The sequence below is a fragment of the Yersinia alsatica genome (genome assembly GCF_902170305.1).
Lineage (GTDB): Bacteria > Pseudomonadota > Gammaproteobacteria > Enterobacterales > Enterobacteriaceae > Yersinia > Yersinia alsatica.
Genome location: NZ_CABHWW010000011.1, coordinates 118,229 through 137,284, shown reverse-complemented (window position 1 = coordinate 137,284; position 19,056 = coordinate 118,229). Strand labels below are relative to the sequence as shown.

Here is a 19,056-nt window from a genome sequence, read left to right as displayed (position 1 = left end):
GTTAAGAAATGAGATGTCAGTCACACTTGGCTGTTGATGGGAGATAAATAAAGTTATATCAATAAGTTAATTAAACTGAATGGCACAGAAATAAGTAATGAAACTTATGTTTCAAACATTATTAATTAACTTATCTTACATTTTTGTCACAAGTCCCTTGCAAAAATGCGGATATGAACCAAAGTTGAAAATGTGCTGATGAAAATGTGTACGGGAGAGTGAAAATGAAACATGTGGTTACCTCTGTTGCCTTTTTTAATACGTGTTGTCGGTCTTTTTAACGCAAAAAGGCAAATAGGTTAATAAATAATCGAAGAATGACTTTTTTGGCAACCGCATAAATATTCGTTTAAACCTAATAGTTTCGGAGGGTAACTTATAGCATTGCCGAGTAATAAACCCCTATACCAGTCCTTAATACTGATAATTTCGAGTTAAGACAGATTTATGTTCTGCTATTTTACTTTGGGAATGCTTTTGTTCGAATTGATCTAAAAACACTAAGAATTGGGCCTATATCACTAGTTTTTTAGCTCTTTTCTGACTTCTGGTTGTTTTTTGATCACCAAGGTGGTTAAAAATCAATCAAAAAATGTGTTCTAGAGCGACTTTATATTTTATTTTTGTGATCAATGTCACATTACATTTAAAATGAATCACTAGTCACATTGTATGTGCTAACGATTCGGGAGTAGAGTTGGGCCTCTTTAGGAATAATCCTAATATTTTGTAAGAAAAGTTTCATGGCGCAGGTGCAATATCAGAGCAGCATAAAACTTCAGCTGCCAAGAGCCGTGACATGTTATTTCATACCAAAACGGTATTTTTGTAATGTAGCACCAGTAGGTTTCAATTACTTTTAGTTCTATAGGTACTAATTAACTGTATACGGGAAGGATCCCAGGTCTTGGGTGAAGAATACTATCATCCAACTTATGTTTTAAAACATAATCAGTCGGGATGTGTAAAATGAGTACGTCTGAATTACTCAAACATATTTATGATATTAATTTGTCATATTTGCTTTTAGCACAGCGGTTAATTAACGATGAGAAAGCCTCAGCGATGTTTCGTCTAGGTATTACCGATACCATGGCCGATGCATTATCACAGTTAACATTACCGCAGATGGTTAAATTAGCTGAGACTAACCAATTGGTGTGTCATTTCCGTTTTAGTGACCACAATACTATTCATCATCTGACGAAAGAATCTCGTGTGGATGACTTGCAGCAGATCCATACAGGAATTTTATTGTCGAGCCACTTACTCCACGAACTATCGTTAAAAGACGGTAGTGCGCCTAAGAAAAGAGCATGACTGATGGTTGAAAAAAGTATTGTCCAGGAAGCCAAAGACATTCATTTGGCAATGGAGTTGATAACTTTAGGCGCACGCTTGCAGATGCTTGAAAGCGAAACGCAACTCAGCCGGGGGCGTTTAATTAAGCTCTATAAAGAGCTGAGAGGCAGTCCACCGCCGAAGGGAATGTTACCGTTTTCGACCGATTGGTTTATGACTTGGGAACAAAATATTCATTCATCGATGTTTTATAACGCTTATAGCTTCTTGCTAAAAAGTGGTCAATGCACCGGTGTTGAGGCCGTTATTAAGGCTTATCGTCTTTACCTCGAACAGTGCCCTGATCAGTCCGGAATCCCGCCATTACTGGCGTTGACCCGAGCCTGGACTCTAGTTCGATTCGTTGACAGTGGTATGTTGCAACTCTCTGGTTGTAACTGCTGTGGTGGGACTTTTATCACCCATGCGCATCAGCCACGAAACAGCTTTGTTTGCAGTCTCTGCCAGCCACCTTCCCGCGCAGTAAAAAAACGTAAACTTTCTCCGCAATCTGCCGATATAACTTCACAACTGCTGGATGAGCAGGTTAGACGCGCAGTTTGAGTTTCTTTGAGTTGTCAGAATTTTCGGTTACAGCAGCGGTATGGATACCGTTCCTGTAACCGGTTAATGGCAACCAGCAGACTCAAAGGGTGCTAACGCCTCACCTTCCACCCACACACTTTGCTAAGGATATCGCGTGTTAGTTATTTTGGGTTATATCGTGGTCTTAGGTGCGGTTTTTGGCGGCTACATCATTGTTGGTGGTCACCTTGGCGCATTATATCAACCGGCTGAATTCTTAATTATCGGCGGGGCCGGTATTGGCGCGTTTATTGTGGGTAACAATGGTAAAGCGATAAAAGCCACGATGAAGGCAATGCCAAAATTGATGCGCCGCTCTAAATATAACAAAGTCCTATATATGGACTTAATGGCGCTGCTTTACCGCTTATTAGCAAAATCCCGCCAACAGGGAATGCTGTCACTGGAACGCGATATAGAAAGTCCATTGGAAAGCGAAATTTTCTCTAATTATCCAAGGATTTTGGCCGATAAGGTATTAGTAGAATTTATTACCGACTATTTGCGGTTAATTGTCAGTGGGAATATGAACGCTTTTGAAATCGAAGCTTTGATGGATGAAGAGATCGAAACTCACGAGCAAGAATGCGAAGTTCCGGCGGGCAGTTTGGCCATGGTGGGGGATTCTTTACCCGCGTTTGGTATCGTCGCTGCGGTCATGGGGGTGGTGCATGCTTTGGCTTCCGCGGACAGGCCTGCGGCAGAGCTTGGGGCACTAATTGCCCATGCGATGGTAGGGACATTCTTGGGTATTTTGCTGGCATATGGGTTCATCTCACCTTTAGCAACCTTGTTACGTCAGCAGAGTGCAGAAACAACCAAAATGATGCAGTGCATCAAGGTGACTCTGCTTTCCAGCCTAAACGGATATGCGCCGCAAATCGCAGTGGAATTTGGTCGTAAAACGCTCTATACCACTGAACGCCCATCGTTTATTGAGCTGGAAGAGCATGTGCGCAGAGTGAAAGCTCCGGCACCGCAAGCGACAGAAGAGGACGCATGAAGCATCAGAACCACCCCGTTATTCTGGTCAAAAAGCGCAAAGCCAAACATGGTGCAGCCCATCATGGCGGGTCATGGAAAATTGCTTATGCTGACTTTATGACGGCAATGATGGCCTTCTTTCTGGTGATGTGGTTGCTGTCGGTTTCCAGTCCGCAAGAGCTTACGCAGATTGCAGAATATTTTCGGACCCCGTTGAAAGTTGCCTTGACCAGCGGTGATAAAAGTAGCTCCAGCACCAGCCCAATCCCCGGGGGCGGTGATGACCCGACTCAGCAAGTGGGTGAGGTGCGCAAGCACATTGACTCCGAAGAGAGTCGGAAAGAAGAGTATCGGCTCAATAAGTTACGAGAAAAACTGGATCAATTAATTGAGTCAGATCCAAGACTGAGAGCATTGCGGCCACATCTACTGATTAACATGATGGATGAAGGGCTAAGAATTCAGATTATTGATAGTCAAAACCGGCCGATGTTCAAGATGGGGAGTGCGCAGGTTGAGCCCTATATGCGCGATATTTTACGTGCAATAGCGCCAATCCTGAATGACATCCCGAACAAAATCAGTCTGTCTGGTCACACCGATGATCTGCCCTATGCCACGGGTGAACGCGGTTACAGTAACTGGGAATTATCCGCGGATCGTGCCAATGCTTCACGGCGTGAATTGTTGGCTGGTGGTTTAGATGAAGGCAAGGTTTTACGTGTGGTGGGCATGGCGTCGACGATGCGGCTAAAAGAGCAAGCCTCTGATGATCCGGTTAACCGCCGCATCAGTATCTTGGTGCTGAATAAACAGACTCAGCATGATATTGAGCATGAGAATTTAGATAACAAAGCGCTGGATATCGAAAAAGCCGAGAGTTTGAAACAGATTGATTCTGCGGGAACGACGCCAGCAATTACTGCGCCAGCTGCTGTGACAACAGGGGCAGTTACCCCCGCAGCACCTGTGGTGACAACGGATGCAGCTAAGCCAACGCCGCCGCCGGTTACCACCGGTTCAGCAACGGCAACAATACCGGCGACGCCCGCCATTGAGCCAGTGAAAGCGGCAGCGCCGCCAGCAGCACAAACACAACAATCGAGCACGGGGAACATCACTCCGGCAGCCAACCGGCCAACGACATCGTTGCCAGCGGCACCGGCCAGTGATGTACCGGTCTCTCCGACAAGCCGCGACGCACAGTAGAGGTGACACCGTGAGCATGGATATTACCGCGTTTTATCAGACTTTCTTTGATGAAGCAGATGAATTGCTGGCAGATATGGAACAGCATTTGTTATTGCTGGATCCGCTGGCACCAGACAATGAACAACTCAACGCCATTTTCCGTGCCGCGCATTCGATTAAAGGCGGTGCAGCGACATTTGGTTTTTCGGTATTACAAGAAACAACCCATCTGTTGGAAAACCTGTTGGATGGTGCCCGTCGCGACGAAATGCGCTTAAGCACCGATATCATCAATCTGTTTTTGGAAACGAAAGATATTATGCAGGAACAGTTGGACGCCTACAAAACCTCTCAAGAACCTAACGCGGAAAGCTTTGAGTATATTTGTCATGCATTGCGCCAACTGGCACTCGAGGCTCTAGAGCAGCAAGGTAATTCCAGCAATACACCGGCAACTGATCAGAGTAGCGCAACCACGCCGGTAGCTGAAAGCAAAGTTGGCGGCAAATCTCCGGCTCTGGTGCAGGGCGGCATGCGTATTCGCCTCTCAGGGCTGAAAGAGCAAGAAATTCCGCTGATGCTGGAAGAACTGGGCAATCTGGGTGAAGTCAAAGATCCGCACCAAACAGCCGATAGCCTCGAAGCGACGCTGATTACGTCAGTCAGTGAAGATGATATCAGCGCGGTACTCTGTTTTGTGCTGGAACCTGAGCAAATTAGTTTTGTATCAGATGAGTTGGCGCAACAGCCACCAACTGAAACGATGGTTGCAGCCGTGCCTCAAGCTGCGCCGGCCCCGGTTGCGGAAGTTAAAAGTGCAGCAAAAGCTGATGCGGTTGCAGCCCCTACCAGCGCAGAACATGTCAAACCAAAAGCCAAAGCGAGCGAATCTACCAGCATCCGGGTGGCGGTCGAAAAGGTTGACCAACTGATTAATCTGGTGGGTGAATTAGTGATTACCCAATCGATGCTGGCGCAGCGTTCCAGTACCTTGGACCCAGTGATTAATGGTGATTTACTTAATAGTATGGGGCAGTTGGAGCGCAATGCGCGCGACTTGCAAGAGTCGGTAATGTCTATCCGTATGATGCCGATGGAGTATGTCTTTAGCCGCTTCCCGCGATTAGTCCGCGATTTGGCCAGCAAGCTGAATAAGCAGGTTGAATTGACCTTACTTGGCAGCTCAACTGAACTGGATAAGAGCCTGATTGAACGCATTATTGACCCATTAACCCATCTGGTCCGCAACAGTCTGGACCACGGCATTGAAGATCCTGAAACACGTCTCGCCGCAGGGAAACAACCGGTGGGGAATCTGACTCTGTCAGCAGAGCATCAAGGCGGCAATATTTGCATCGAAGTCCTGGATGATGGTGCCGGTCTTAATCGGCAGAAAATTTTGGCGAAAGCTCAATCGCAGGGTATGGCGGTTAATGAGCATATGAGTGATGAAGACGTCGGGATGCTGATTTTTGCCCCAGGATTTTCGACCGCCGAGCAGGTTACTGATGTTTCGGGCCGTGGTGTTGGGATGGATGTGGTTAAGCGGAACATTCAGGAAATGGGCGGCCATGTGCAAGTCAGCTTCCAGGCTGGCAAAGGGACGTCAATTCGTATTTTGCTCCCTCTGACACTGGCTATCCTTGATGGCATGTCCGTTAAGGTCAGTAATGAAGTCTTCATTCTGCCATTGAATGCCGTAATGGAATCACTGCAACCATTGGCTGAAGATTTACATCCACTCGCCGGTGGTGAACGCGTGCTGCAAGTGCGCGGTGAATATCTGCCGTTAGTTGAATTGTTCCGAGTATTTGATGTTGAGAATGCGAAAACAGAAGCCACTCAAGGCATTGTGGTGATTTTGCAAAGTGCTGGTCGTCGTTATGCACTCTTGGTAGACCAATTGATTGGCCAACATCAGGTGGTGGTGAAAAACCTGGAAAGTAACTACCGGAAGGTGCCAGGTATTTCAGCGGCCACTATTTTGGGTGATGGTAGCGTGGCGTTAATTGTTGATGTGTCGGCATTGCAGGCTTTAAACCGGGAAAAGCGTGTAATGGCTGATGACACAGCTGCCGCATAGCAGAAGTACCGGTATGAAGCCTGTATCGAACCCGTAATAAAACAGGTATAGGGCCGTGAAGTTTGTTTCCGGCTCTAAAAACAAACATAAATTCAACCTATTGATTGAAGGGTAAAAACATGGCAGGACTAGCAACCGTCACGAAGCTGGCTGGCGAAACGGTAGGACAAGAGTTCCTGATTTTTACGCTGGGCGCTGAAGAGTACGGCATTGATATTTTGAAAGTACAAGAGATCCGTGGCTACGACCAGGTGACTCGCATTGCTAACACCCCGGCTTTCATTAAAGGCGTCACTAACTTACGCGGTGTTATTGTTCCTATTATTGACCTACGGGTTAAATTTGCTCAACAGGGTGTCAGTTATAACGAAAATACCGTGGTTATCGTGCTGAACTTTGATCAGCGCGTGGTCGGTATTGTGGTTGACGGCGTATCTGATGTGTTGTCATTGACCACCGAACAAATCCGCCCAGCCCCTGAGTTTGCCGTGACTTTGGCAACCGAGTACCTAACTGGTTTAGGTTCACTGGGGGAAAGAATGCTGATTTTGGTTGATATTGAAAAGCTGCTAAGCAGTGAAGAGATGTCACTGATCGATTCCGTGGTTAAAGGCTAAATCACTGCATCTGGGTGATTGGGGTGAGTATTGCTCACCCCAATAATTTGCAAGATTATGGGGCTTAGGATTACCCGATGATGCGCCAGATAAAACGCCCCCAGCACTAGTCATATTTTGCCCCGTCACATAGATTGCGGCGAACGAACTTAGAAATAGCACGGCACCTACCACATCCTCAGTAATAACTCTATTCCTCCTTTGACCGCAGTGCGTAATACCGCTACCAGTACGGTTACATCGGCTGGATCAGTAATTCTGCGGTCAACACCTTGAACCATTGCAGCCTTAATAAGCAAATAATCGTATTGAGTGAGCCGTAAGAAAATACATAAGTGAATTTTATTAATAAGCGCTGCTATTAGCCTTCGAAAAATGGAATTTGACTATGTCATGGTGGGCGGTTTTTCACTGGGTGCTCAACAGGAATGCCTGCATTTTAATATGTGGGAAATAAACGCCTTAATACCAATAAAGATATAACCTTAGCAATAATTGTCATTTATACAGTGCTAATTTAATATATTTTATTCTTAATGGTGATTAGGAAAAAAATATCTAATGATTATAGTCAAAGGACATTTTATTGGTTGTTAAATTACAATGATTATTAATCAAGGAAGGTGTCATGTTAAAACCTATCGCTATTTCTCTGGGGTTAATCAGTTTATCCCTCCTCACATTTAATACTCAGGCAGATGAACCATTGCCCGATGAAGTCCGCGTTGCCTATGGTGGTAGTTCGCAGGTTTTGGTCTTGGCTAAAGTGGATGGTTCATTAGAAAAGGCACTTAACACTAAGGTGAAATGGGTGCAATTTGCCACTGGGGCTGATGCCCTAGGTTATTTTGCTAGTAATGCTATTGATATTGCCAATATAGGTTCAAGCCCTGCTGTCGCTGGTTTAGTTCGAAAACTTCCGATTGAGATATTTGGTATATCCGGCGTTATTGCCACTTCCGAACGCCTTATTGCTAAAGACTCAATTAATTCTTTGAACGATATTGAAGGTAAACGAGTCGCTTACCCACCTAATTCGACGGCGCAATATGCACTAGATGCTGCGATTGCTGTTAATCATATTGATCGTAATAAGGTGACATTAATTCCATTGCGCCCAGCAGAAATGGTGGCAGCTTGGAAACGGGGCGATATTGATGCGGGGTACGTTTGGGCTCCGTTTGCGCAAGAATTAGAGATCTCTGGTGGGCACCCAGTATTTGCGACGAAACAACTTCAGCAAGATGGTTACCTTATTTATAACAACTATGTGGTTAGAACGGCATTTGCCAAAGCGCATCCCGAGTTATTAAGCCAATTCTTACAAGTACATCAGCAAAAAGTTGATGAGTTCAAACGCGACCCTATTAAAGCGGCGGCTATTGTAGCGAAAGATGTGGGTGCTCCGGTGACGACAGCAACCAATACATTATCGGGTTTGGAATACCCAACACTCCAACAGCAGGAAACTGCACAGTGGTTAGGCAATGGTTCAGATACCGACAACAGTGGTATCGGCCAGGCGGTACATAAAACCGCGGGTTTCCTGGAAAGTATTGGCGAAGTTCGCCAACGCGACATACCTAATTCATTCGAGAAAGGCATTAATGTCAGTTACTTAAAGAATGCGATCGCCGCGCAGGCCCAGCAATAGGTTATTTATGAATCGAGTGCAACATGTTGCGTTAAGTGTCGGGGCGGTTATTTCATTCTTCTTGTTGTGGCAGGTGGTGGGGGCCGAGCAGTGGATTGATCCGCTGCTGTTACCGCCATTATCTGATATCGCACTTACCGCCAAAGAGTTACTGCAAGAGGGATATCGCCAGGTGCCCTTGTGGCAACACATTGCCGTGAGTGTGGCCCGAGCACTGAGTGCATTCGCCGTCGCTATCCTGGTTGGTGTGCCATTGGGATTAATTATGGGGTTATCTGAGCCTATTGCCGCATTACTTAATCCCTTTGTGCAGTTTTTGCGGCCATTGCCCAAGATTGCGTTGATTCCCTTAGCGGTTGTCTGGCTGGGTATTGGTGAGTCATCCAAGTTCTTTCTGATTTTTATCGCCACCTTTCTCAGTGTGGTGGTAGGGGCATCTGCGGCAGTTGAACGTATTGGACGAGCCCGTATTCGCGTCGCACAAACCTTAGGGGCCAGTCGCCGTCAGATTTTTTTTCGGGTCGTACTGCCTGAAACTTTGCCTGAATTGTTTACCTGTGTGCGTTTGTCTATTGGTATTGGCTGGACCTCACTGATTGCGGCTGAAATGGTTGCGGCAACATCCGGATTAGGCTGGATGGTGATTAATGCCAGTTCATATTTACGAACAGACATTGTGATGCTGGGAATACTGTTGTTGGGTGGCATTGGTTATCTGCTGGATCTGCTGATTGTTGGTTTACAGCGCTTATTGGTGCCATGGGCAGGGAGAGAGTAATGCAAAGTGAAGAAACGGTGTCTATTGCAGTTAACCGGGTCAATCTGAGTTTTTCCGCCAAGCAGGGGCGGCAAAAAGTCTTGGAAGATATCTCTTTGACGATAGCCGCAGGGGAGTTTGTGGTACTGCTTGGGCCGTCGGGGTGTGGCAAATCAACCATTCTCAATTTAATTGCCGGGTTTGAGCGCCCCGATAGCGGCAATATTCAATGTCAGGGGAGTGTGGTTTCAACTCCGGGGCCGGATCGGGGAATGGTGTTCCAGCAGGCCAATTTATTCCCGTGGTTAACCGTGCGCGATAATGTCTCTTTTGGCCCACGTATGCAGGGCGCGACCCAAGAGGATATTTTGCCCGAGACGCAAGCATTTCTAAAGTTAGTGGGGCTGCAAGGGTTTGAAGACCACTATCCCTGGCAATTATCGGGGGGAATGAAGCAACGGGTGGCAATGGCCAGAGCTTGGTTACCTAATCCCGATGTCTTGCTGATGGACGAACCTTTCGGGGCATTAGATGCGCAGACTCGGTTAATGATGCAAGAGTTGCTGTTATCGGCTTGGCAGCAAACGGGTACCACGATTTTATTTGTGACCCATGATGTTGAGGAAGCTCTGTTTTTGGCAGATAGGATCCTCATTATGTCAGCACACCCCGGTTGCATAGTTGATGAAATAAGACTGCCTTTTGGCCGCCAGCGCGACATAGAGACACTGGCGCACGCTGAGGGTTACAGCGAAATCAAACAACGGGTACTGCATCGTGTTCGCAGCGAAGCTCGTCGCCATTTCAATGATTAATATAATATTATTAAGGAGTTATTATGCACCTTGCTCGATTCCCTCGCCTTTCTCTGGGCCATTTTCCGACGCCATTAGAAGCATTACCTAATTTGTCTCGCTATTTGGGTGGTCCCAATATTTATATTAAACGAGATGATTGTACTGGACTGGCGACTGGCGGGAACAAGACGCGAAAATTAGAGTTTCTGTTGGCGGATGCGCTGCAACAAGAGGCTAATGTGATCATCACTCAAGGAGCTACCCAGTCCAATCATGTCCGTCAGACTATCGCGGCGGCAGCCAAGCTCGGTCTGGAGTCACAAGTTTTGCTGGAAAAGCGTGTTAGTGATTTTGGTGATGATTATCAGTTTTCAGGCAATATCCTGTTGGATCATTTGCTCGGTGGAACGATAGCGGGGCATCTGCCCGCGGGGACGGATATGCAGCAGGCGATGGAGCATCTGGCTGAGACATTACGAGCACAAGGGAAAAAGCCATATATCATTCCTGGTGGCGGTTCGAATCCCGTTGGGGCATTAGGTTATGTTGCTTGCGCAGAAGAGCTGCTTTATCAGTCCAGCCAGCAGCGGCTGCGAATAGATCATATTGTACATGCGACGGGTAGCACCGGCACTCAAGCGGGATTGGTTACAGGTCTTGTTGCCAGTAACAGCAACATTCCGGTGCTGGGTATCAGTGTTCGAGCACCTAAAGATAAACAAGAGCAAAATGTGTATTCTTTGGCACAGCGAACTTGGGAGCTGCTGGGAGTAAAAGGCGAATTTCCGCGCGAAGCGGTGATAGCTAATAGCGATTATGTCGGTGCGGGGTATGGTTTGCCAACCGATGGCATGCTCGAGGCTCTGAGACTATTGGCACAACTAGAAGGTATTCTGTTGGATCCTGTCTACTCAGGTAAAGGAATGGCGGGCTTGATTGATTTGGTCCGTCGCGGGCATTTCTCACCAGAAGACAATATTGTGTTTATCCATACTGGTGGATCTGCCGGGCTGTTTGGCTATCGTCAGGTATTGGAGCAGGTGGGTCAGTATGACTAAGCCACTTTTATTCGGCGTGCTGGGTGGGATGGGGCCACTTGCGACGCTGGACTTATTGCAAAAAATCATTGAAATTACGCCTGTTAGCCGTGATCAGGAGCATTTGCCTGTCGTGACATGGAATGTCCCACAAATACCTGATCGGCAAAAAGCCTTAGCGGGAATTGGCGAATCGCCTTTGCCACAGTTGCTACATGCAATACAGCAACTGAATCAATTGGGTGTCAGCCATATCGCGATACCTTGTAATACTGCGCACCACTGGTATCCCCAATTGGCCAGTGCCAGCCGGGCACCTATTCTGCATATTGTCGATATCGCCGTCGCACACATTGCTAACTTGCATCCACGGCCACAGCAGGTCGGGATTATTGCCACCGAGGCAACGTTGCAGGCGCAGTGGTATCAGGAGCGATTAGCTGCATTAGGCATCAGCACAATTTTACCGACGGAACAGGAACTAAAGACGTTATTCGTTCCTGGATGTTATGCGGTAAAACGGGGTGAGGTTGAGTTGGGTGGGCGATTATTGCAAGAATTGGCTACCGCCTTGCTAGAGCGCGGCGCGGAAAAATTAGTATTGGCCTGTACGGAAATTCCGTTAGCCTTTAATGCTATTGAATCCCAGCTACTTGCATTGAGTATTGATCCAGCCTATGCCTTAGCCCAACACTGTGTGACGTTATGGCAACATTCACCAGCAGGACACAACCCCCAATATTTACCTGTGCCGCAGTAGCGGAAATATCACTGATGCCCTCATACAATGACACTCTATTGAGATAGCGTGTCATTGAAATAAATAATGGTGAGTATCACTGTAGGTTTCAATATGATATTTAATTTTCAGCGATGAGTTGTAATTCAGATAGTTTCCGCCAGCTAACATCATCAATAAATATGCCATTAACCAAACGTTGTTGATAATTTCTTTTCTCCCACTCCCCGGGGAGTGTCAGTTGATTATCCGGATGAGAGCTACGTACCCAGTCTAATAGCGCTGGAATTTCTTGTTGATAACTCTGTGCACCACCCAAACGCTCGGGATCAATTAATATGGTCAGCATATTATTAATGATTCGCTGCTCTCCCGGTTCAGTATTTCGTTCGGTATTTCCTCCGGTTAATGCAGCCCCCAACATAGAGCAAATAAGCGCGAGGCCAGAACCTTTATGCTCACCAAATGCCCGCAATGCTCCAAAAGGTTCTTCCATCAAATAGCGAGGATCAATGGTGGGCATTCCTTGATGATCTACCGCGCAGCCTGGCTCTAGCATACGGCCCTCATTCCAGGCAATACGTGCTTTATTACCGGCAATGACGCTGGTGGCAAAATCCAAAATGACGGGTTCGTTATGCAACAATGGAACCCCGGCGCAGAAAGGATTCGTTCCTAGTCGTGCTGACTGACCCTGCCAGGGAATGACATTGGCTCGATTGTTCACATTAGCAAAATGCAATGAGACCAGACCTGCCGCTGCCGCTTGTTCAGCCCAAGCACCAATACGGCCTAAATGGTGTGCATTTGCCAGACTCAGCACTGCAACTCCGTGTTGTCGAGCGCGTTCAATACCCAAAGTAATGGCTTGTTTACCCACTATCTGACCAAAGCCGTGCTGCCCATCAAATGAAATCAGAGCACCAAAATCTGTGATGACTTTTATGTTTGCCGCAGGGTTTAAACCCCCTTCATGAATGGCTGAAATATAGCGCGGTAACATGCTAACACCATGGGAGTCATGCCCCTTGAGACTGGACTCAACCAAATTGTTTGCCACCTCGGCGGCGACCTCTGAATCTACCGAAATATCGATCAAGCGGTCGTGCAGATATTGCCGCAGAAAATGATGACTAAAAACAGGCATTTTTTGCTCCGAAAATCACAATAGAATATCGCGAACTATAACGCCTCTAATGACTATCACATATAATATATATTGCTAAGGATAGCTTAAAATAAGCTACAGAATTTAAATGTTAATGTGATATTAATTATTGTCATTGCTCTGTTGCTTTTATTAATTATCGATTCTAGCTTATTCCAAAAGATAATTTATAAATGACATCCTTTAGCCCATAGGATGATTAAACTTATTAATTTAATCATCCCACTCAGTAATAGCGATAGTGGGATTATTCGGACATATATGAGGCAGGGAAATGAATAACTCAGCAAAAAATAGTAGCATAAAAAAAGTCACTGGAATTTTTACATTAACTTGCCTTGCACTAAGCCCCTTTGCTGTTCATGCCGAAGGTTCTATCAGTATTGCACAGCAATTCGGTATTGGTTATCTCATCCTTGATGTCGTGCGAGATCAGCAATTGATAGAGAAGCATGGTAAAGATCAAGGGGTTGATATTAATGTCGACTGGCGCACTATCTCCGGGGCAACAGGGATGAATGAGGCGCTACTTTCTGGTGCTCTTGATGTCGCTTCTGCCGGGGTTCCGCCGATGCTGACTGTTTGGGACCGTACTCGTGGGCGTCAGAATGTAAAAGCGATAGCTTCACTGGGCTCAATGCCGAACTATCTGCTCAGTAATAATCCCGCGGTAAACAAGATCAGCGACCTTAGCGAGAAAGATCGCATTGCGGTGCCGGCTGCTGGTGTTGGTTTTCAGTCTCGCACCCTGCAAATTGAAACCGCTAAGCTGTACGGTAATAGCGAATATAAGCGTTTTGATACGATTACCGTTAGCTTGCCCCATCCCGATGCCAGTGCGGCTTTGATTGCTGGTGGCTCTGAAATTTCAGCCCATTTTTCCAGCCCTCCATTCCAATATCAGGCGCTAGAACATGCCAATGTCCATAAAATCCTCAGCTCCTATGATGTCTTGGGCGGGCCTGCGACATTTAATGTGCTCTACACCACGCAAAAATTTCATGATGAGAATCCTAAAACCTATCGCGCTTTCTACGATGCGTTGGCTGAAGCTTCACAGATAGTGAAAGCCAATAAAGCGGCGGCGGCTGAGACGTATATCCGAGTTGAAAAGTCCCGTTTGTCACCTGAATTGGTGAAGAAAATCGTCGAAGACCCGGAGATTGATTTCACTATCACGCCACAGCGAACCTATGTGTACGCTGATCAACTGCATCAACTCGGGATACTCAAGAATAGAGCCGACTCGTGGCAGGACTATTTCTTCGCCGAAGCCCATAGCGGGTCAGGTAGCTAAGCCATCGGCATCCTTGAACAATTAAAACCGACAATATTGCCAGATTACGCCGGAGGGGGCATGAACCGCATCATCAAAGAAATCTCACCACCGCCGCTATTGCAGGCCGATGGCGTGGGTTTGGAGTACCGTACTCGCCAAAAACGGGTACGAGCCACACATGATGTCAGTTTTGACGTCTATCCTGGCGACCGTTTTGTGCTGTTAGGGCCGTCAGGGTGCGGTAAATCCAGCTTGCTTAAATCCATCGGGGGTTTTCTGCCGCCAGTTGACGGGGAAATTCGTCTTGAGGGGCAGGTGATTACCGAGCCAGGTCCGGACCGTATGATGGTATTTCAGGAGTTTGACCAACTGCCGCCGTGGAAAACCGTGTTGGAAAATACGTTATTTCCACTGGTGGCCAGCCGTCAGGCTAACCGCCAGCAGGCACGTGAGCGGGCATTATATTATCTGGATAAAGTGGGGTTGGCCGGGTTCGCTGATGCTTACCCGCATATGTTGTCGGGTGGAATGAAGCAGCGCGTTGCTATTGCTCGAGCCTTGGCGATGCAGCCCAAAGTTTTACTGATGGATGAACCTTTTGCCGCGCTTGATGCACTGACTCGCCGTAAAATGCAGGAGGAGCTGTTAGCACTGTGGCAAGAGATCCGTTTCACACTGCTCTTTGTCACTCACTCGATCGAGGAAGCGCTGGTGGTCGGTAGCCGAATATTGCTGTTGTCACCGCATCCAGGGCGGGTTTGCGCTGAGGTAAACAGCCACCAGTTTTCTCTGGCGGACTATGGCAATGATGAATTTCAGTCCACGGCACAGCGTATCCATCATTTGCTGTTCCCTAATGAGCAACCGCAAGCTGCGGCGTCGCTCCTGTCGCAAGGTAAACAAAATGAGCATTCAACCGCCAATTCGCGCCGAATATCAGTTGGAACTGACTCCGCTCCAAGAGGTGGCGCTGGCACAGCCATTGCCATTGATTGTCCGCTGTTGGAACCAGCAATGGCTACGTCAGTTGAGCGTGTTACTAATATTGTTGGTGCTGTGGGAACTGGCCGCTCGCTGGCAGGATAACGACCTGATGTTTCCGGGATTTTTGCAGACATTGCGCGCATTGACCGAAGATATGTCTAGCGGTGAATTACCTGCCAAGGTCGCTAACTCACTGAGTACGTTGCTCAAAGGGTATGCCATTGGTAGCTTGCTCGCTTTGGGATTGAGTGCGCTGGCAGCTTCAACCCGTTTTGGTCGTGACTTGCTTCATGTGCTGACATCAATGTTCAATCCGCTGCCAGCGATCGCCTTATTACCACTGGCGCTGTTGTGGTTTGGGCTAGGGGAGAAAAGTCTGGTTTTTGTGCTGATCCACTCGGTGATGTGGCCGATGGCATTGAATACTTACGCCGGTTTTCTGGGGGTCTCTGACACATTACGGATGGCGGGTCGTAACTATGGGCTGCGCAACTGGCGCTACGTGGTCTACATTCTTATCCCGGCGGCATTACCCTCAATTCTCTCGGGCCTGAAGATCGGCTGGGCCTTTGCGTGGCGTACCTTGATTGCCGCAGAACTGGTTTTCGGTGCTTCAAGCGGCCAAGGGGGGCTTGGTTGGTATATCTTCCAAAATCGCAATGAATTGTATACCGACAGGGTATTTGCTGGTCTGGCAACCGTGATTGTCATTGGTTTACTGGTTGAGGGGCTGATTTTCGCCAGTATAGAGAAACTGACCGTCAAGCGCTGGGGTATGCAGCGCTGAGGCCATTAACAGGAGTGAAAAATGCTGGCGATTAAAACCCCACAACATTATCTGAATCAAGACGGTATTAGCGGAAAAATCGGGCAATTTGTTGCGCCTTTGGCTCAAAGAGTGCTTATCGTGACCAGTCCACGGGCGTGGTCGGCAGTGGAGAGTACGGTAACCACTAGCTTGCAACAACATCAGATCACTTTTCATCTCAGTTATTTGCCGGGAGACTGCACCCGTGCCGCCATTGATGAGCTTGCTGCACAAGCCCGGCAACAGGGGGCTGAACTTATTATTGGTGTCGGTGGTGGCCGGGTATTAGACAGTGCAAAGGCCGTAGGGCAAATACTGGGGCAATTGCCCGTCATCACTTTACCGACGATCGCGGCAACCTGTGCGGCATGGTCGCCAATCAGTGTTCTTTATGATGAGTCGGGGGCACATATTGGCCCTTTGCCTTTAGCCAGGTTACCGGTTTGGGTACTGGTGGACAGTCAGGTTATTGCCAAAACTTCCCCGCGCTATCTAAACGCGGGCATTATTGATGCTTTAGCTAAATGGTATGAGTTCCTTCCCTATCTACGTCATGGTGATGATGGGCTGGCGCTGATACTGAAATCGCAGGTTGCTAAGCAGGCATTGGATACCTTTGACACTTATGGGCAGCAGGCCATCGCGTCTAATCAGCGTCAGGAGGTCAGTGTTGCATTGCGAAAAGTCATAGATGCCGTCATTGCACTGGCGGGTTTAGCCAATAGCATGGCTGATGATATTCCACGTATCGGAATTGCTCATGCAATCCATAACAGCATGACCCGCTTGCCGGAGCTTCACCACTGGCTACACGGTGAAAAAGTGGGTTTCGGGTTGGTTGCACAGTCATTTATTGAGCACCCGGAAGAAGCAGACCGTAATGAGCTACTGTCACTATTGGCGCGTTTTGGTGGCCCATTAACCTTAGACGATTTGGGATTAAATCCACACGATACGCGAGTGAAAAAGATTGCTGAAGGGGTGGCTATCGCACCCAATATTGCGGCACGATTGCCGTTTTCATTGGCCCCAGAGCATATTGAATTAGCACTGCTTGCTACACAGAGTTTACGCGTTGAAGTGGTCAATCACTAAGGAGGAGGCATCCTTAATAAGATAATACTCTCCGCGCTAGCTTCAGCAGTTGCCGTGACGAGTCAGGGCTGATAAGAAGTGCCCTGACTATTTTGATATAGAGTGAAATAACAGGGGCAAAGCGACTCGCTATAAAATGTTAACCCCTGCGCAACCCGCTAAAATAATCCCTCACACCGGTAAAGTTCGCCCCTTTAGTGCCGATAACACACTTAATTAGACGTCTTATGTTTTGGCGTACCTGTGTTTTGACGTACTTATGAAGGGATAACATGTTCAAGCGTATGAAAGTGGTCACCAGCCTGCTGCTGGTGTTAGTGCTATTTGGTGCCTTACAGCTGGTTTCCGGTGGGCTTTTCTTTAACTCACTGAAAAATGACAAAGAAAACTTTGCGGTTTTACAAGTTATCCGTCAACAACAGTCAGTTTTAAATGAAAGCTGGGTCAATCTGCTGCAAACACGTAATACACTGAACCGTGCTGGCATCCGCTACATGATGGATGTGAATCACACGGGAAGTGGCCCGACGGTAAATGATCTTTTGGCCTCCGCCAAAGGGACATTGGGTGTGGCTGCGGAGCGTTTTACAAGTTATGAGCAAATTCCGCTGGATAGCCGACAGGATCCAGAGTCAGCTAAAAAATTAAAACAGACCTATGATCAATACTTTGGTGCTTTGACCGAGCTTATCCAGTTAATGGAAGCGGGCAAAATCAATGAATTCTTCGATCAACCGACCTCTAGCTTCCAGAATGCCTTTGAGCATGACTACAACACTTACCTGACACAAAATGATCGCCTGTATGCCTCCGCAGTGGAAGACAGCAATCAATCCTTCAGTTTTGCCATGGGAGTGATTGTTACCGTGCTGATTGTGGTATTAGCGGTGATTATCGTGGTGTGGCTGGGTATGCAACATATCTTGATTAACCCACTGAAGCACTTGATCGAACATATCAAATATATCGCCAATGGTGATTTAACCCAGACCATCGAGGTGCATAGCCGCAACGAAATGGGCACCTTGGCTGCTAGCCTGAAACATATGCAATCTGAATTGGTAACCACGGTCAGTGACGTGCGCTTAGGGGCTGATGCTATCTATAGCGGCGCGTCAGAAATTGCGGCCGGTAATAATGATCTGTCCGCCCGTACTGAACAGCAAGCCGCATCACTGGAAGAAACTGCCGCCAGCATGGAACAGTTAACTGCCACCGTGAAACAGAATGCTGAAAATGCCCGTCAGGCTAGCCAATTGGCACTGAGTGCATCAGAAACTGCGCAGAAAGGCGGAAAAGTCGTGGCCAACGTGGTGCAAACCATGCACGAGATTGCCGGTAGCTCACAAAAAATTGCGGATATTACCAGCGTCATTGACGGCATCGCTTTCCAAACCAACATTTTGGCCTTAAATGCCGCGGTTGAAGCCGCGCGCGCCGGTGAGCAAGGCCGCGGTTTTGCTGTGGTTGCGGGTGAAGTTCGTAATCTGGCACAGCGCAGTGCCCAAGCAGCAAAAGAAATTAAAGGCTTGATCGAAGATTCGGTCAGCCGTGTCGATATGGGCTCGGTTCTGGTTGAAAGCGCCGGTGAAACCATGGGCGATATCGTTAATGCCGTGACCCGCGTCACTGACATCATGGGTGAAATCGCTTCCGCCTCTGATGAGCAAAGCCGTGGTATTGATCAAGTCGGTCAAGCTGTTACCGAAATGGACCGCGTCACACAGCAAAACGCCTCTTTGGTGGAAGAATCTGCTTCTGCCGCCGCCGCACTGGAAGAGCAAGCCAGTATGTTAACCCAATCCATGTCCGTATTTGTTCTGCGTATGGATAACGGTAGTACCACAAGAGATGTAAGAAAACCAAAGCAGCCGACACAGGATAAGAGCGGAACTGCTAAAAAAACACTGGGAAGTGACCTGCAAGAGAATTGGGAA

Annotated in this window: 15 protein-coding genes and 2 pseudogenes; 16 read left to right on the top strand and 1 reads right to left on the bottom strand. The window is 47.5% G+C overall.

Features of this window, described 5'->3' with window-relative positions; translation table 11 throughout:
- Nucleotides 1-969: 969 nt before the first annotated feature.
- From flhD to FTA96_RS07370, 11 genes are all read left to right on the top strand, one after another.
- Nucleotides 970-1,320, top strand: coding sequence for a flagellar transcriptional regulator FlhD (gene flhD, locus FTA96_RS07420; protein ID WP_032910768.1), 351 nt, complete (start codon nt 970-972; stop codon nt 1,318-1,320).
- A gap of 3 nt (nt 1,321-1,323) precedes the next feature.
- Nucleotides 1,324-1,905: a flagellar transcriptional regulator FlhC gene (gene flhC / locus FTA96_RS07415; RefSeq protein ID WP_005164496.1), complete on the top strand. Its 582-nt coding sequence runs from the start codon at nt 1,324-1,326 to the stop codon at nt 1,903-1,905.
- A 136-nt stretch (nt 1,906-2,041) separates the two neighbouring features.
- Entirely contained in the window at nt 2,042-2,929 is an 888-nt protein-coding gene (gene motA, locus FTA96_RS07410; protein WP_004708125.1) for a flagellar motor stator protein MotA, read from the top strand.
- Nucleotides 2,926-4,119, top strand: coding sequence for a flagellar motor protein MotB (motB, locus tag FTA96_RS07405; protein ID WP_050151320.1), 1,194 nt, complete (start codon nt 2,926-2,928; stop codon nt 4,117-4,119). The genes motA and motB overlap by 4 nt, the downstream gene beginning before the upstream one ends.
- A gap of 16 nt (nt 4,120-4,135) precedes the next feature.
- Complete coding sequence (cheA, locus tag FTA96_RS07400; RefSeq protein ID WP_050145288.1) at nt 4,136-6,184, top strand: chemotaxis protein CheA; 2,049 nt, start codon at nt 4,136-4,138, stop codon at nt 6,182-6,184.
- Between the two features lie 119 nt (nt 6,185-6,303).
- A complete protein-coding gene (gene cheW, locus FTA96_RS07395) occupies nt 6,304-6,801 on the top strand; it encodes a chemotaxis protein CheW (protein WP_050098372.1) in 498 nt (165 codons plus the stop codon).
- 628 nt (nt 6,802-7,429) lie between these two features.
- Nucleotides 7,430-8,455 carry a taurine ABC transporter substrate-binding protein gene (locus FTA96_RS07390; protein ID WP_050106702.1) on the top strand — a complete coding sequence of 342 codons (1,026 nt, stop codon included), beginning with the start codon at nt 7,430-7,432 and terminating at the stop codon, nt 8,453-8,455.
- 7 nt (nt 8,456-8,462) lie between these two features.
- The gene (locus FTA96_RS07385; RefSeq protein ID WP_145507074.1) at nt 8,463-9,233 is read left to right on the top strand and encodes an ABC transporter permease; all 771 of its coding nucleotides are present in this window, start codon (nt 8,463-8,465) and stop codon (nt 9,231-9,233) included.
- A complete protein-coding gene (locus tag FTA96_RS07380; protein WP_080987037.1) occupies nt 9,233-10,027 on the top strand; it encodes an ABC transporter ATP-binding protein in 795 nt (264 codons plus the stop codon). The genes FTA96_RS07385 and FTA96_RS07380 overlap by 1 nt, the downstream gene beginning before the upstream one ends.
- 23 nt (nt 10,028-10,050) lie before the next feature.
- Nucleotides 10,051-11,067: a D-cysteate sulfo-lyase gene (locus FTA96_RS07375; RefSeq protein ID WP_134956910.1), complete on the top strand. Its 1,017-nt coding sequence runs from the start codon at nt 10,051-10,053 to the stop codon at nt 11,065-11,067.
- Complete coding sequence (locus FTA96_RS07370; protein ID WP_134956911.1) at nt 11,060-11,806, top strand: cysteate racemase; 747 nt, start codon at nt 11,060-11,062, stop codon at nt 11,804-11,806. The genes FTA96_RS07375 and FTA96_RS07370 overlap by 8 nt, the downstream gene beginning before the upstream one ends.
- 100 nt (nt 11,807-11,906) lie before the next feature.
- Here the strand turns inward: FTA96_RS07370 and FTA96_RS07365 are convergent, their stop codons facing one another.
- Nucleotides 11,907-12,932 (bottom strand): malate/lactate/ureidoglycolate dehydrogenase, encoded by a 1,026-nt coding sequence (locus tag FTA96_RS07365; protein ID WP_145573504.1) that lies wholly within the window; start codon nt 12,930-12,932, stop codon nt 11,907-11,909.
- 322 nt (nt 12,933-13,254) lie between these two features.
- Here FTA96_RS07365 and FTA96_RS07360 point away from each other — a divergent pair, with 322 nt between their 5' ends.
- The 5 genes and pseudogenes from FTA96_RS07360 to FTA96_RS07340 all read left to right on the top strand — a co-directional run.
- Nucleotides 13,255-14,250, top strand: a complete 996-nt coding sequence (locus FTA96_RS07360) for an ABC transporter substrate-binding protein (RefSeq protein WP_391592626.1) — start codon at nt 13,255-13,257, stop codon at nt 14,248-14,250.
- A 60-nt stretch (nt 14,251-14,310) separates the two neighbouring features.
- Nucleotides 14,311-15,147 (top strand): annotated as a pseudogene (locus FTA96_RS07355) (ABC transporter ATP-binding protein); the annotation flags it as partial.
- Nucleotides 15,137-16,003, top strand: a complete 867-nt coding sequence (locus FTA96_RS07350; protein WP_145573500.1) for an ABC transporter permease — start codon at nt 15,137-15,139, stop codon at nt 16,001-16,003. The pseudogene FTA96_RS07355 and the gene FTA96_RS07350, both read left to right, overlap by 11 nt.
- Nucleotides 16,004-16,024: 21 nt before the next feature.
- Nucleotides 16,025-17,119, top strand: coding sequence for an iron-containing alcohol dehydrogenase family protein (locus FTA96_RS07345; RefSeq protein WP_050134764.1), 1,095 nt, complete (start codon nt 16,025-16,027; stop codon nt 17,117-17,119).
- A 272-nt stretch (nt 17,120-17,391) separates the two neighbouring features.
- A pseudogene (locus FTA96_RS07340) lies at nt 17,392-18,943 on the top strand (methyl-accepting chemotaxis protein); the annotation flags it as partial.
- Between the last annotated feature and the right edge of the window lie 113 nt (nt 18,944-19,056).

Coding starts and splice junctions, on each gene's coding strand:
- flhC (WP_005164496.1), top strand. CDS start 1,324: ATGGTTGAAAAAAGTATTGTCCAGGAAGCCAAAGACATTCATTTGGCA.
- FTA96_RS07370 (WP_134956911.1), top strand. CDS start 11,060: ATGACTAAGCCACTTTTATTCGGCGTGCTGGGTGGGATGGGGCCACTT.
- cheW (WP_050098372.1), top strand. CDS start 6,304: ATGGCAGGACTAGCAACCGTCACGAAGCTGGCTGGCGAAACGGTAGGA.
- FTA96_RS07390 (WP_050106702.1), top strand. CDS start 7,430: ATGTTAAAACCTATCGCTATTTCTCTGGGGTTAATCAGTTTATCCCTC.
- cheA (WP_050145288.1), top strand. CDS start 4,136: ATGGATATTACCGCGTTTTATCAGACTTTCTTTGATGAAGCAGATGAA.
- FTA96_RS07345 (WP_050134764.1), top strand. CDS start 16,025: ATGCTGGCGATTAAAACCCCACAACATTATCTGAATCAAGACGGTATT.
- FTA96_RS07350 (WP_145573500.1), top strand. CDS start 15,137: ATGAGCATTCAACCGCCAATTCGCGCCGAATATCAGTTGGAACTGACT.
- FTA96_RS07365 (WP_145573504.1), bottom strand. CDS start 12,932: ATGCCTGTTTTTAGTCATCATTTTCTGCGGCAATATCTGCACGACCGC.
- FTA96_RS07385 (WP_145507074.1), top strand. CDS start 8,463: ATGAATCGAGTGCAACATGTTGCGTTAAGTGTCGGGGCGGTTATTTCA.
- motB (WP_050151320.1), top strand. CDS start 2,926: ATGAAGCATCAGAACCACCCCGTTATTCTGGTCAAAAAGCGCAAAGCC.
- flhD (WP_032910768.1), top strand. CDS start 970: ATGAGTACGTCTGAATTACTCAAACATATTTATGATATTAATTTGTCA.
- FTA96_RS07375 (WP_134956910.1), top strand. CDS start 10,051: ATGCACCTTGCTCGATTCCCTCGCCTTTCTCTGGGCCATTTTCCGACG.
- FTA96_RS07380 (WP_080987037.1), top strand. CDS start 9,233: ATGCAAAGTGAAGAAACGGTGTCTATTGCAGTTAACCGGGTCAATCTG.